Source organism: Sphingomonas sp. H160509, assembly GCF_024124765.2.
Lineage (GTDB): Bacteria > Pseudomonadota > Alphaproteobacteria > Sphingomonadales > Sphingomonadaceae > Sphingomonas.
Genome location: NZ_JAMXSR020000002.1, coordinates 1506516 through 1519019 on the forward strand (window position 1 = coordinate 1506516; position 12504 = coordinate 1519019).

At 66.5% G+C, this 12504-nt stretch carries 11 protein-coding genes and 2 pseudogenes; 6 read left to right on the forward strand and 7 right to left on the reverse strand.

Annotated features, from left to right (window positions below; translation table 11 throughout):
• Nucleotides 1-8 precede the first annotated feature (8 nt).
• The 4 genes from tssM to NHF48_RS09110 all read left to right on the forward strand — a co-directional run bounded on the left by tssM (nucleotide 9) and on the right by NHF48_RS09110 (nucleotide 4651).
• Nucleotides 9-3404, forward strand: coding sequence for a type VI secretion system membrane subunit TssM (tssM, locus tag NHF48_RS09095; RefSeq protein ID WP_253070907.1), 3396 nt, complete (start codon nucleotides 9-11; stop codon nucleotides 3402-3404).
• 30 nt (nucleotides 3405-3434) lie between these two features.
• Nucleotides 3435-3884 (forward strand): type VI secretion system-associated protein TagF, encoded by a 450-nt coding sequence (gene tagF / locus NHF48_RS09100; protein WP_263817027.1) that lies wholly within the window; start codon nucleotides 3435-3437, stop codon nucleotides 3882-3884.
• A 78-nt stretch (nucleotides 3885-3962) separates the two neighbouring features.
• Entirely contained in the window at nucleotides 3963-4496 is a 534-nt protein-coding gene (locus tag NHF48_RS09105) for a PP2C family protein-serine/threonine phosphatase (RefSeq protein WP_253070908.1), read from the forward strand.
• Nucleotides 4493-4651, forward strand: a complete 159-nt coding sequence (locus NHF48_RS09110; RefSeq protein ID WP_253070909.1) for a hypothetical protein — start codon at nucleotides 4493-4495, stop codon at nucleotides 4649-4651. The genes NHF48_RS09105 and NHF48_RS09110 overlap by 4 nt, the downstream gene beginning before the upstream one ends.
• 67 nt (nucleotides 4652-4718) lie before the next feature.
• Here the strand turns inward: NHF48_RS09110 and tagH are convergent, their stop codons facing one another.
• The 5 genes and pseudogenes from tagH to NHF48_RS09135 all read right to left on the reverse strand — a co-directional run bounded on the left by tagH (nucleotide 4719) and on the right by NHF48_RS09135 (nucleotide 8443).
• Complete coding sequence (gene tagH, locus NHF48_RS24925; RefSeq protein WP_253070910.1) at nucleotides 4719-5663, reverse strand: type VI secretion system-associated FHA domain protein TagH; 945 nt, start codon at nucleotides 5661-5663, stop codon at nucleotides 4719-4721.
• A 112-nt stretch (nucleotides 5664-5775) separates the two neighbouring features.
• Nucleotides 5776-5940, reverse strand: a pseudogene (locus NHF48_RS09120) (type VI secretion system-associated FHA domain protein TagH); the annotation flags it as partial.
• A gap of 183 nt (nucleotides 5941-6123) precedes the next feature.
• Nucleotides 6124-6312, reverse strand: a pseudogene (locus NHF48_RS25905) (DUF6931 family protein); the annotation flags it as partial.
• 162 nt (nucleotides 6313-6474) lie between these two features.
• Nucleotides 6475-7167: a bacteriophage T4 gp5 trimerisation domain-containing protein gene (locus tag NHF48_RS09130; RefSeq protein WP_263816825.1), complete on the reverse strand. Its 693-nt coding sequence runs from the start codon at nucleotides 7165-7167 to the stop codon at nucleotides 6475-6477.
• On the reverse strand, nucleotides 7106-8443 hold the full coding sequence (locus tag NHF48_RS09135; RefSeq protein WP_253070913.1) for a type VI secretion system Vgr family protein: 1338 nt from the start codon (nucleotides 8441-8443) through the stop codon (nucleotides 7106-7108). The genes NHF48_RS09130 and NHF48_RS09135 overlap by 62 nt, the downstream gene beginning before the upstream one ends.
• A gap of 113 nt (nucleotides 8444-8556) precedes the next feature.
• Between NHF48_RS09135 and NHF48_RS09140 the strand changes: the two genes are divergently transcribed.
• Complete coding sequence (locus NHF48_RS09140; RefSeq protein ID WP_253070914.1) at nucleotides 8557-9546, forward strand: type VI secretion system protein TssA; 990 nt, start codon at nucleotides 8557-8559, stop codon at nucleotides 9544-9546.
• Between the two features lie 187 nt (nucleotides 9547-9733).
• Here the strand turns inward: NHF48_RS09140 and NHF48_RS09145 are convergent, their stop codons facing one another.
• Nucleotides 9734-9919 (reverse strand): hypothetical protein, encoded by a 186-nt coding sequence (locus NHF48_RS09145; RefSeq protein WP_253070915.1) that lies wholly within the window; start codon nucleotides 9917-9919, stop codon nucleotides 9734-9736.
• 709 nt (nucleotides 9920-10628) lie between these two features.
• Nucleotides 10629-11495, reverse strand: coding sequence for an SDR family oxidoreductase (locus tag NHF48_RS09150; RefSeq protein ID WP_253070917.1), 867 nt, complete (start codon nucleotides 11493-11495; stop codon nucleotides 10629-10631).
• Nucleotides 11496-11601: 106 nt separating this feature from the next.
• On the opposite strand from NHF48_RS09150, the gene NHF48_RS09155 reads away from it, so the two are divergent.
• Nucleotides 11602-12489 (forward strand): LysR family transcriptional regulator, encoded by an 888-nt coding sequence (locus NHF48_RS09155; RefSeq protein WP_253070918.1) that lies wholly within the window; start codon nucleotides 11602-11604, stop codon nucleotides 12487-12489.
• Nucleotides 12490-12504 lie beyond the last annotated feature (15 nt).

Here is a 12504-nt window from a genome sequence, read left to right on the forward strand (position 1 = left end):
AGTAGACGATGAGCGGAATCGAAAAACTGCAGCGCAACTGGTACGTGATGATCGTGCCCGCGGGCGTCATCATTGCACTGCTGGGCTCGGTCGGCCTGCCGATGCTGTTTCCCGCACTCAACAGCTCGCGCTTCCGGTTCGGGCTGATCATCGCGGTGGTCGTCGTGTTCGGCGCGGTCGCGGGGTGGCGCGCGTGGCGGGGGCGCCGCAACGCCGGCGCGATCGCCGAGGGCATCGCCACACCCGACCGGGGCGAGGCAGACGCGGCGGCGGTTTCGACGCGGCTGCGCGAGGCCTTGGCCGAGTTGCGCAAGGCGTCCGGGCGCCGCAAGAACTATCTCTACGCCAAGCCGTGGTACGTGATCATCGGCCCGCCCGGCTCCGGCAAAACCAGCGCCTTCCTCAATTCCGGGCTGCGCTTTCCCTATGCCGACGGTGCGCTGAAGGGGGAAGGCGGCACCCGCAATCTCGATTTCTGGTTCACCGACGATGCCGTGCTGGTCGATACCGCCGGCCGCTACACGACGCAGGACTCCGACCCGCGCGGCGATGCCAAGGGGTGGGAGCGATTCCTGACGCTGCTGCGCCGGACACGCCCGCTCGAACCCGTCAACGGCATCATCGTCACGATCGGTGTCGACATGCTGGTATCGGAGGATCGCGAGCGGATCGACGCGCACGCCGCAGCGATACGGCGTCGGCTCCAGGAACTTCGGTCCACGCTCCGGATTGCCGCACCGGTCTATTTGCTGCTGACAAAGACCGACCTGCTCGAAGGCTTTGGAGACTTTTTCGCAGATCTCGCCGCCGATGGCCGCCGCGCGGTGCTGGGTGGCACGCTGGCGATCGACGAGCCCGTCACCGCCGCGACCATGACCGCGGCGTTCGATCGGATGGTCGAGGCGATCGACGCACGAACCGCCAAGCGCCTGCAGGACGAGCCCGATCGCCAGCGCCGTAGCCGGATCATCGGTTTTTCCGCGCAATTGCTGTCGCTGCGCGAACGGTTTGCCCGGCTGGTGGGCGGCATGCTGCCCGAGGACGACGCGCCGGGCCATCGACTCCGCGGCTTTTATTTCGCCAGCAGCAAGCAGGAGGGGTCGCCGATCGACCGGCTGCTGGCATCGCTCGCCACCTCGTATGACGGCATTGCCAGTCCGGCGGCCACCACGCGAACGCGAGCGTTCTTCCTGAACCGCCTGTTCGCCGAGGTCATGTTTCCGGAGGCCGGGCTGGTCGAACCGGAGCCCGTCGTGCAGCGACGCCGGCACCTCGCCAATATCGGCGGTATCGCCGCATTCGCCGCGGTTGCGATCGTGATGCTGTTCCTGTGGGATGGCTCGTTCCAGGCCAACAAGGGCTTGCAGGCGGCCGACCTGTCGGGCGCGCGAGCGGCAGCGGCGGCAATCACTGCCAGCGGCGCCGACCTGGCGGAGGTGCGTGCCGACGATCCCGACCTGGAACAGATGCTGCCCGTGCTCGATCGGCTGCGGGCACTACCGGGCGGCTATGCCGCGCAACTGTCGGGACGGCCGTCGTGGCGAATGCGGCTCGGCCTCTACCAGTCCGGCCATGCGCAGGCGGCACGCGCGACGTATCTGGAGTCGCTGCAACGGATCATGCTGCCCCGCCTGTTGCTCGAACTCGAACAGGCGCTTCGGACCGACGCGCAGACGCCCATCCGACTGTACGATCCGCTCACGACCTATCTGATGCTGGGTGGCTACGGCCCGATCGACACGCGTGCCGTGGGCGCCTGGGTACGGAACGACTGGGCGACAACCGCCTTGCCGGGCGCGGACCGGGAGGATGTCCGACACCGCCTGGCGGTACATCTCGATGCGCTGCTTGCCGACGACGATCTCGGACGGGTGTGGGCGAACCGTCGGGCACCGCTCGATGGCCGGTTGCTCGCCCAGTCGAGAGCGGCGGTAATCGGGCTGCCGCTCGCCGACCGTGCCTATGCGATGTTGCGCCAGCGTGCCGCCGCCTCCGGGCATCCCGACTGGCTGGCAAGCGCGGTGATGGCCGAAAGCGATGGCCGCGCATTCCGCAACGGCGACACGGTCATGGCGCTGTCGGTGCCGTGGTTCTTCACCCGGGATGGCTATAAACGCGCGTTCGGTCCGGGGCTCGCCGACATCGGCGCGGAACTCGACCGCGACCTGTGGGTATTGGGGTCCGACGGGGCCAAGGTGTCGGTTCGCGATCAGTTGCCCGCGATCAACGATACCGTCGCGCGCAGCTACGCACAGGACTATATCGCCGCGTGGGATCACGTGCTGGCAACGCCACAGCCGGCTGATTATTTCGGCGACCGCCAGGCGCTCGGCAGCTTCACGCGGACGCAATCGCCGCTGCGGACGCTGCTCGATCAGACCGTTAGGAACACCACGCTCGGGACGTCGCAAGCATCGAGTGCGCGGTTCGACGCGGGAACCGCGATCCAGGCGCATTTCCGGCCAGCGGCGGCCTTCACGCGCGGTGAGGCCGGAGCACCGCCGCCGGTCGACGCGCTCGTCCAGGCGGTCCGGCAGGCTGCGTCAGCCGCGTCGGCAGGCGCCATGCCAGGCGCGAACGTCGGCGGTGATGCGCTGCGTGGCCAGTTCGCCTCGGCGCTGGGCGATCTCTCCACCGCCGGCGTGTCCGCCCCACCACAGTTGCAATCCTTCGTCGGCGGTATCGGCCGCAACGGTCGCGGTGCCGCCGCCAGGACGACGGAGACCATGCTGAACGACCAATACAGCGCGACGATCCTCGCCAGTTGTCGCACGACCACGAATCGCCGCTTCCCGTTCGACGCCGCCGCCACGACCGAGGTGTCGCCGGCCGAACTGCAACGCGTCTATGGCAACAACGGCGAAATCGACGGGTTCGTCCGCGGCAACCTGCAGCCGCTGCTCGTCCAGGCACCGGAGCGGTGGCGCTGGCGGACGAACGATACGGTCGCCAGCCGGTTCTCGCCGTCGAGTGCCGACTCGTTCCGCAAGGCCGCGGCGATCCGCGACCTAACGGCCGGCGGGCTGGTCCTGCAGGTCTCGCTCCAGACCGCGGGTGCCGATGTCACGACCGTCGACCTCTCGGTCGGCAACACCCGTTACGCGCTGGCGGCGCGCGATCCGGCCTCGTACCCGATCGTCTGGACACCGACGACGCTGCCGCAGGCGTCGCTCGCGCTGATGAACGGCACGCAGACGCTGTCGCGGATCGACCGGCAGGGGAGCTTCGCGCTGTTTCGGTTGATCGCCGCCGCCGAACGCATGCAGAATGCCGGCGCGCAGGCGATCGTCGTCTGGTTCGGCGACGCACCCCATCGCACCGCATTACGCGTGACCTACGCATCGGCCGACAACCCGTTCGCGCGCAACGGCCCCTTCTCCTTCCGCTGCCCGGAGCGGTTATGAGCGAAACCCGCCCCCTTCCTGTTCGGCAAACTGCCCGCATTCGGCGACTTCCTGTGCCGCGGCCTGACGCTGGAGGCGCAGCGTATCTGGGACCGGCGCTGCATCGACACGCTAGCCACGACACGCGCGCGCGGCGGCGAGGCGTTCGACCGCATCCTCGAGACGACGACGCCCCGTGGCTTCGTGCTGGAGCCGGGACGCGGCGAAGCCTATTGGCAAGTGGGGTGCGCGGCCTTTTCGTGCGACCGGGTCGGCCGGCCGTTCCTGTTCGTACTGGGCGTGGTCGGCGGTCGCGGACTGCGCGACGACGGCGAATGGATGGCGCCGAGCCTCGAACGCTGCCTGTACGACGCGTTCCTCCAGCAGCGTGATGCCGCCGCGATCCTCGACGATGCCGTCAACGCGCTGGCCAATATCCCTCCCAAGGCCGAGATCGCCTCCCCGCCGATGCGGGAATGGCAGGCGGACTGGACGTTATGACGATGCGATCGCCGGCAGCCCTCCGTCTCGAGCAGGCATATCGAACTCATCCGGGGACGGTGCGTGCGGTCAACGAGGATGCAGGCGTGGTCCGTCTGCAAGCCGGGCTATGGGCCATTGCCGACGGGATGGGAGGGGCACGAACGCGGCCAATGGGCCTCGCGCACGATCGCCGACGCCCTGGAGCACATCGCGCTTCCGCTCGCGATAGAGGGCGCGGCCGATGCCGTGACGGAGGCGCTGAAGGCTGCGAACGCGACGATCTGGGCCGCGACCCGCAAGAGCGGCGCACCGATCGGATCGACCGTGGCGATATTGCTGATCCGTGACGACCGCTATGTCGTGTTGTGGGCCGGCGACAGTCGCGTCTATCGCCACCGGGCGGGTACGCTGACCCAGCTCACCACCGATCACACCGAGGTGGAACGGATGATCGCGCGGGGGCTGCTCGATCGCCGGGATGCCGCGGACCATCCGTTTCGCAACGTGCTTGCGCGGTCGGTCGGTACGTCCGAGGCCCTGCTGCTCGACCGGATCGAGGGATCGCTCGCGGGGGGGCGACGTGTTCCTGCTATGCAGCGACGGGTTGAGCGGAATGGTCGACGATCGTGAAATTCGCCGTGCACTCGTATCCGCATCACCCGACCGGGTCGCGCAACTGCTGCTCGATCGCGCCCCTCGAACGTGGCGCGCAGGACAATGTGACGGTGACGATCATCGGCTGCGAACAGGCGACACAGATCGGCGCGCTGCTGCTCGAAATCTGATGGCGTGGGAACGGCGCCGTGACGATCGTTCCCCCTTTTGCGTTGGCGACCCGCGCCGATCTGCTCCCTATCGACGTGGGCGAGCAACCGCCGCAGCATCCAGGCAGCGCGCGTATTCGGTGCGGAAGGCCTTGCTGAACAGGTCCATGAATGCTTCGTCGGCATCGCGCACCACGCCCTCGAACTCGTCTTCATAGGCGTGCCACAACGCCGCGGCGCGCGCTTGCGGCAGCAGCTTCGCCAACCAGCCGCCACCCCGCCGCCGCGCGCGGATCGCGGCGGGCGAGAACCGCTTGATCGTCTGCTCGATCGCCGCACGCATCGCCGCCGCCGTCGCCATCTCGTGCAGCTGGATATCGCGGAACGCATCGTCGATCGCCAGCTCCGCCGGCATGAAACCCGGCTGCGGCGGCTGCAACAGCGTATCCAACATCCGCTCGGGCGACCGAATGAACTTGATCGGATTGTTGCCGTCGAGCTCGATCGTCGTCGACACGACGCCGAGATCCGCCTTGGCTCGCGCCCGTGCCTCGACCAGCGCGGCCAGGCCACCCAGCATCCGCAGCATCAGATCGGTGCGGGGCGGAACGGTGACGTCCGGCTCGGGATCGCGCGGTTCCGTGCTGTCGTTTCGCGGTTCGGTACCGTGCGTCGGGACATCCTCCAACGCGCCCCAGCCACGCGTGACCGCGGGCGGCGGCGGAAGGACCGCATCGACCGCTTTCGGGCCGCGCTCCGCCAATTCTCCCCAGAGCTGAGCGGCGGACGGCGACGACTGTTCCGACGGTTCGCTCGCCCATGCCGAGACCGAGAGCGGCGCCGGCGTGTCCCATCCACCCCCGTCGAACGGCAGCGGTACCGCCTCCTCGTTCGTGTTGGCGGTCGGTGAAGCCGACCGGGATGACGGTGCCGGCGCGACCTCGTTCCATTCGCTCCATCCTGAGCCGACGACCGCGGCGGGTGGCGATGCCGCGCCGGCACATTCCGCCAGCACCTCGTAAGCGCCGATCACGATCCGGTCGCCGTTCGCAATCCGGTGCGGCGCCGTCAGCCGCCTCGGTCGCGCCGTTGACGAACGTCCCGTTGGTGCTGCGGTCGGTCAGTACATAGGTCCCGTCGCGGTAGCTGATCTCGCAGTGGCGCGACGACAGGTGGTTCTTGCGGTCCGGCAAACTCCAGTCGGCATGGACCGACCGCCCGACGATGGCGCCGTGCCGTACCAGCCTCAGCATCGTCGGCGCACCATTCTCGAGCGTGTCCATGCCCTGTATCGACAAAACCAGCGTCATGCAGCGCACTCCATCGTTTCGGCCATCCGCGCACCGGCGTCGAGGATCGCGTCCAGCCCGGCATCGCCGTGCGGTGCCGCCGCCAGGATCACCGCGGCCGCGGCAAAGCGACCGGTCGCATCGCGCGGCGCGAGGAACGGCGCGGAACCTTCGGGGGGCTACGGATCCGCCCGCCATGAACGCCGCCCAGGCGCATAGTCGCTCGGGTGTCGGCGTGCGCATGGTCCGCGCGATCGCTTCGGCGTCGCGACGGCGCGCTTCCGACGGGTCGCGCAACCAGGCCGTGACGGTCGCCATCGCATCCGCGTCGGGCTGGCGCACGAGATCGTACACGCCCCGTGCCGCCCACAGCACCGCCTCGTAGCGCGGCATCGCCACCGCGAGGAAACAGGCCGCGTCCGCCCCCCTGCGTCGTGCCCGCAGTCGCGCGAAGCAATCATCGGGTGCCAGCCGGTCGTCGGCACCCGCCGGCCACTCCAGCAGCGACCGCACCTGCCCCGCCTCGGTCCATACCGATCCATGCCAGGGGCCCGCTCATGCAATGACCACCGCGCCGCCGAGCACGTTCACAGCCGCCTTGCCGTGGAGCGTGCTGACGGTGCCTTCCCAGGTGAGCGCGGACAGAGCGTTGCCGGTGATGGTCGTGCCGTTCAACGTGATCCCGGCGGGCGTCAGGCTGATCATATTGGGGCCGACCGCGAGCGTGATGCCGGTCGACGTCATCGTGATCCGCGACGTCCCCTGTGCAACGGTTATGGTCGCAGGGGTCATCAACACGCGGCTCGTGCCGACGCGCAGCATGATGCGCTGGCGTGCCTGCACGGTCGACGCGCCGCGGGTGATCGTCAGGCTGTGGTTGCCGGTCTCGACCGTGGTGCTGTCGTTGCGTCGGACGGCGGTCTCGCGGTCGCGGCCGACCCGGTTCGCCTGGTCGCGGTTCACGGTTTCCGCGTCGTCGTACAGCACGTCGGTGCGGCGATTGCGCTGCGCACGCAGATAGATTTCTTCGGCCCCGCCCTTGTCGTCGAAGCTGAGTTCGTTGAACGCCGGCGCGCGCGGCCTGGTCTCGGCCCCCGCATAGCTGCCCATCTTGCCGATCGTATTCGACCGGTACAGCGACCGCGTCCGATTGGCGGGCAGCGCGTAAGCATGTTGGTGACGTGAATTATAGACGCGGCCGGTCACGATCGGGCGATCGGGGTTGCCGTTGAGGAAATCGACGATCACCTCCTCGTCGAGCCGCGGCAGCGTCACGTGGCCGAAGCTCGCCCCCCGCCGACGGATGCGAAACGCGCAGCCAGCAGGACCGCGCCTTTATGTCGGCCTCGTCGGATTTCTTCCAGAGGAAGCGAACCCTTACCCGGCCCATGCGGTCGACGCGGCTGTCGTCGGCACCACCCTCGATGACGATCGCGGTCTCCGGCCCCGCGAACGGCGCCGGCGTCACGATGGGCGCGCGCCACTTCGTCTGGCTGGTGATCGCCTCGATCGAGACCTCGCGCCGTGTCATGTCGCCGTCGCTGCGCCACGGTTCCGCGTCCATGGCATAGTCGAGCGTGATCACGATGAACTCGCGGCCACGATCAAAGGCGTCGGCGGAGTCGAGCTTGAACAGCCCCCCGCAGGCGATGCCGATCGTGTCGCCCGATCCCGTATAGACCCGTTGGTCGGCGCGCGACGCCTCCAGCCGCACCTGCGCCCAATGCTTGGCCAGCGTCGGATCGACGAAGTCCCCAGTATAGTCGTGGATTTCCTGCGTATCGGCCGGGCCGCGCGTACTGCCGTCCGCGCGTCCATCGCGGACCAGGGTCTTCTCATAGTCGAAGCTCTGGATCAGCACGCGCCGTTCGCCGCCGCTCCGTACATGCTCGTGCCACTCCCACAGCGAGTCCTCGGTACCATGACCGCCGACGAGGTCGGGACGAAGCTTCACGGTCGCGGCGCGGGGCGAGGGCTTGTGAGCGGCCCGACTGTCGCACAGCACCATCGTGTGCTCACCCTTATCGTGGCGAAAGTAGAAATAGATCCCCTCTCGCTCCATCAGGCGCATGACGAACGACAGGTCGCTCTCGCGGTACTGCGCACAGTAAGGCCAGGGCCGATAGGTCTCGGTCAGCCCGCCATAGTCGATATGTCTACTATGGGGCGCGAGCACATCGCGCAGCATCTGCACTACGGTCTTCTGCTCGAAGATCCGATACGCACGATTGCTGTCGAGCAGGTGCAGCCAAGGCCGCAGCACCAATGCGTAATGATGCCCCTCGTCGGTCTGTCGCAGGTGATGCGCCTCGATCACCAATCCATGGAAATACCGGACCGGCGCGTCCACCTCGTAGACCGTGATGCAGGCGGGCTTGCCCAGCGCAGGCAGGATGTCGACCCGGTCCTCCAGCACGACTTCCGCTTCGATCTGGAAAGGCTGGCTCAGCCGCTCGGCCGAATGGAAGCCGATCAACCGGGCCCTGGATCCCAGCGCCACATCGATCTCTGCCTGCCGCTTCATGCGACCGCTCTTGCGTTACGTTCGACATCATTGCGGCGATTGCTGCACGCCGACTGACGGGTTAGCCCGCATCGCCGCCATCGTGGCGTCACGACCGACACGGAGCGGCCTGCATGACGATCGATCTCGAACGCTTCCTCGCCCCGATATCCGGCGACGATCCCGCCGGCCCGGACCTCGCCTACGACCCCGACCGTTTCCGTATCGAACAGGCGTTCGACATGCCGTCCGGAAGCGATGGATCGACGGATGCTCCCGCCACTTCGGTCGACTGGCGCGAGATCACCGCGCTGATCGTCGACCAGGCGGATCGCACCAAGGATATCTGGCTTGCCATCTATCTCGCCCGCGCCGGTGCCAGGTCGGGACGCCTGGACGTGACCGTTGCTGGCGTACAGGCGCTCGCCGGGCTCACCAATCGCTTCTGGGATACGGTCCACCCCCGGCTCGAGGATTACGGCTTTCCCGGCCGCCGCGGCGCCTGCGACACGCTCGCCAACTTCACCGCGTTCGTCAGTCCGCTCCAAGGTATCGCGCTGATCGAGCATGAACGTTTCGGACGCTTCGACGGCGCTGATCTGATCCGTTTTGCGCGTGGCGGTGCCAACGAGGACGATTATGGTGCGTTTCGTGCCGCGCTCGACGATACGGCGATCGGCCCGGAGAGCCTGATTGCAGCCATCGCCCATCTCGACGTGCTCGCCGAGGCGCTCAGGGAGGTGGACGCAACGCTGGTTGCCTTCGCCGAGGGCGATACCGGCAGCAATTTCGCGCCTGTCTACGTTGCGATCCGCGCGATCCGGGCTGCGGCGAACGCGCTGCTGCCGGCGGAACTGCGCGACGATGCCGACACGGAAACGATTGTCGCGGCACCCGGCAGCAGCGCCCTCCCCGATGTCCTGAACGGTCGCGCCGACGTCGCCAAGGCGCTCGACCTGGTGATCGATTTCTATCGCCGACAGGAGCCATCGAGCCCCATTCCTCTCCTGCTGGAACGCGCGAAGACGTGGATCCCGCTCGATTTCATCGAGATCCTCGACGATATCGCCCCTCGTTCGATCGAAGAGGTCAAGAACATACTGTCTGCGCGTGCGCAACGTTGAAGGGCCAGGATCGCGCATGTTCGCCATCGTACTTTCCCGCGTTACCTTGACCTGCCAGATTGCTTAGGTCCGCGGGTTTGGCGGAGAAACATCATTCGGGTTTCATACGAAACATCAACCGCGCAGTTGCGAGTATGGGATCGACGTAGAAGGCATCGACACGAAGTTGCGCAGAGGCGAAACCCGTTTACCCGAACGAGCCGTCCATCAGCCAACTGTGGTGCGAAACCAATTCACTGACAGGGCCAGCTTCACCCCCCAGCGCAAGTGCCAGCAACCGCGTGACGCGGGCATCGATCGGCTCGACCAACCCGCTCCGTGCCCGGACCGGCAGCCCATCCCCGTCGGTGCGATGGACGACAATCTCGCTCACCCGGGCCCTGCCCACTGGTCCGTTATCGAGCGCTACCGGCGAAGTGGCAGCCGCATCCTATGTTCGCATCATGAATGGCACCGTTGTGCTGAGCATCGTCCTGGCGATCGCTGACGAGGTGGCGGCGTTCAAGATCGGGACGAGGTGTTCTCTATGGTGCGCTGCCAGAAAGACCTGATGAAAGGCAGCGTTACACATCCTCAGTATTTCAGGGCGTGAGCTACAGCGCTGACCCACAAGCTCGTGGGTATCGATCACGTCGACACCGCGGCCACACCTGTATCCCTGCTGACCGCTTGGAAGTCCTGACCGAGGCAAGACACGACGCACCCGATCCATTCCATGCGTTTCACCAGGAGCCGTGCCGGTCGAAGGCAAGACGGGGGGTAGTGACGGCACCCGCGATGGGGTCGGCGACCGCCTCGTCCAGCTTGCCAGATGGCAGGGGACGCAGGTGGTCGCCGTCGTATCGGCCAAGGACGCGGAGCTGATGCACCAGCTGCTACCGCTTCGTCGACTCTACCAAGGGTGCGGCCAAGGATGCTATCGACGATGCGGAGCTTGTCGTTGACGCGGTCGGTGCCGCGAACATGGCGCGTTTGTCGCCTACCTTGAAACCGGGCGATGGCCTTTTCCTAGTCCAACCGCGCAACGGTGACCGCGCGTTTGCACAAAAAGGCTCATTGCCAGGTTCGAGGAATGCCCGCTGCTAGCCAGCAGCAAGTGCCTCGGCAGTCTCGCGATAGGTGTGCAGTCGACGGCCCAGCAGTGTCGTGAGACGCTCGACGTCGTCTTCCTTCGGGATCATGCCGTCGCTGACGTAGCGCTCGGCCATCAGGCGCATTTCGTAGGCGCTCCACTTGGGCATGAAGGTCGCCATGTTGGACTCGAACCCGCTCGGATCGTCACCGCCGTACACCACGGGCCGGCCGAGCACGTCGGACCAGATCGCGGCGATCTGCTCGCCGGTGAGCGTCTCCGGGCCGACGACGTTGATCGTTGTCATCGGCAGTTTGCCCGGCGCCTGATCCCGACGGATCAGCTCCAGCGCGGCCACCTCGGCTATGTCGCGCGCGTCGACCATGGCGACGCCCTTGCCGCCGATCGGTATTGGATAGACGCCGTGCTGCAAGATCACGTCCTTCACCATGATCTCGTTGTCGATAAAATAGGTCGGGCGCAAAATGGTCGCGCTGAAGTTCATTGCTTCGAGCATCCGCTCGGCACCGTACTTCACCGCGAAGTGCGGTACGTTGACCGCCCGGTCAGCGTCGAAGACCGACAGGTACACGATCCGCTCGACACCCGCCTCATGCGCAACGTTGAGGGTTACCAACGCCTGGGTAAACTCGTCGCCGGTCACGGCATTGAGCAGGAACAGCGTGCGGACGCCGGCGAAAGCGGCACGCAGCCCATCGATGTCGAGCAGGTCTCCCTGGACGACCTCGACGTCGGCCGGGAAATCCGCCTTCGCAGTATCGCGCGTCAGGACACGAACACGGGCGTCGCGGTTCACGAGCTGGTCGACGACATGGCGGCCGACACGGCCGGTGGCACCGATCACGAGAATGGTCATTGGGTTACTCCTTCGATTTGTCTTGCTGACGAGCCAAAGATGCGTGATCCATCCGCAGACGAATAGACGTGCAATCTGGACGCACTGTCTCAGCAGTGGAACACTCATGGATCTGCTTGCGCTAGCCGACTTTACTCTTGTCGCCCGCCATGAGGGGTTCGGAAAAGCGGCACGCGCGAGCCACCGCCCCAAGGCGACGTTGTCGCGGCGCGTGGCAGAACTTGAAGCCGCGCTCGACGTGCGCCTGTTCGAGCGTGGTGCACGAACATTGAAGCTGACCGAAGAAGGCCGGGCGCTGTTCGCCCGTACTGGCCCATTGCTCGCCGAACTGGAGGAGACTGCCGTCGCGATCAGTTCGGGTGGCGAGACGCCGCGCGGGCGGCTGCGGATCAGCGCGCCGCTATTGTTCTCGCAGACGGCCATGGGTCGGCTGGCCGCGGAATTCATCCGCCGTTACCCGGATGTTCGCCTGGAAGTGACCACGGACGACCGAATGGTGGACATGATAGAAGAGGGCTACGATCTCGTCATTCGCGTCAATCCCGCACCAGACGATACGCTGGTCGGTCGTCCTTTCCTGCACGACCGACTGGTGGTGGTGGCTGGTCCCGGCATGGTGCGGTTGGCAGAGGGGATCATGCCCGCCGTGGTGCGCGGCAACGACCCTGAGCGAAGCTGGACCGTCGACACGCCGGACGGCCCTATCGAGATAGCGGTCAATCCTGTGCTGCGCCTGTCATCGCTGATCATGATCCGCGATGCAGTGCGTACCGGGGTCGGCGTGGCCAAGCTGCCGTTATCGCTCGTCAGCGACGACATCGACTGCGGGCGGCTGGCGCCTTGGGGCAACGTTGCGAAATCTGAGATTGCGTTATGGGCGCTCTACCCGACGCGGCGGCTGCTTAACGCTCGCGTATCCGCCTTCCTGGATTTTCTGAGAAACTCCTTCCCGCGGGCAGCACCAGAAGAACTCGCTGCCTATCTAAAGAGGTAAGTCAGCATCAAGCTG

What these genes read in the sequence shown, in the direction of transcription:
- NHF48_RS09135 (WP_253070913.1), bottom strand. Translation starts at nt 8,443, where the DNA reads ATGAAGCGGCAGGCAGAGATCGATGTGGCGCTGGGATCCAGGGCCCGG.
- NHF48_RS09150 (WP_253070917.1), bottom strand. Translation starts at nt 11,495, where the DNA reads ATGACCATTCTCGTGATCGGTGCCACCGGCCGTGTCGGCCGCCATGTC.
- NHF48_RS09140 (WP_253070914.1), top strand. Translation starts at nt 8,557, where the DNA reads ATGACGATCGATCTCGAACGCTTCCTCGCCCCGATATCCGGCGACGAT.
- NHF48_RS09155 (WP_253070918.1), top strand. Translation starts at nt 11,602, where the DNA reads ATGGATCTGCTTGCGCTAGCCGACTTTACTCTTGTCGCCCGCCATGAG.
- NHF48_RS09105 (WP_253070908.1), top strand. Translation starts at nt 3,963, where the DNA reads ATGCAGGCGTGGTCCGTCTGCAAGCCGGGCTATGGGCCATTGCCGACG.
- tssM (WP_253070907.1), top strand. Translation starts at nt 9, where the DNA reads ATGAGCGGAATCGAAAAACTGCAGCGCAACTGGTACGTGATGATCGTG.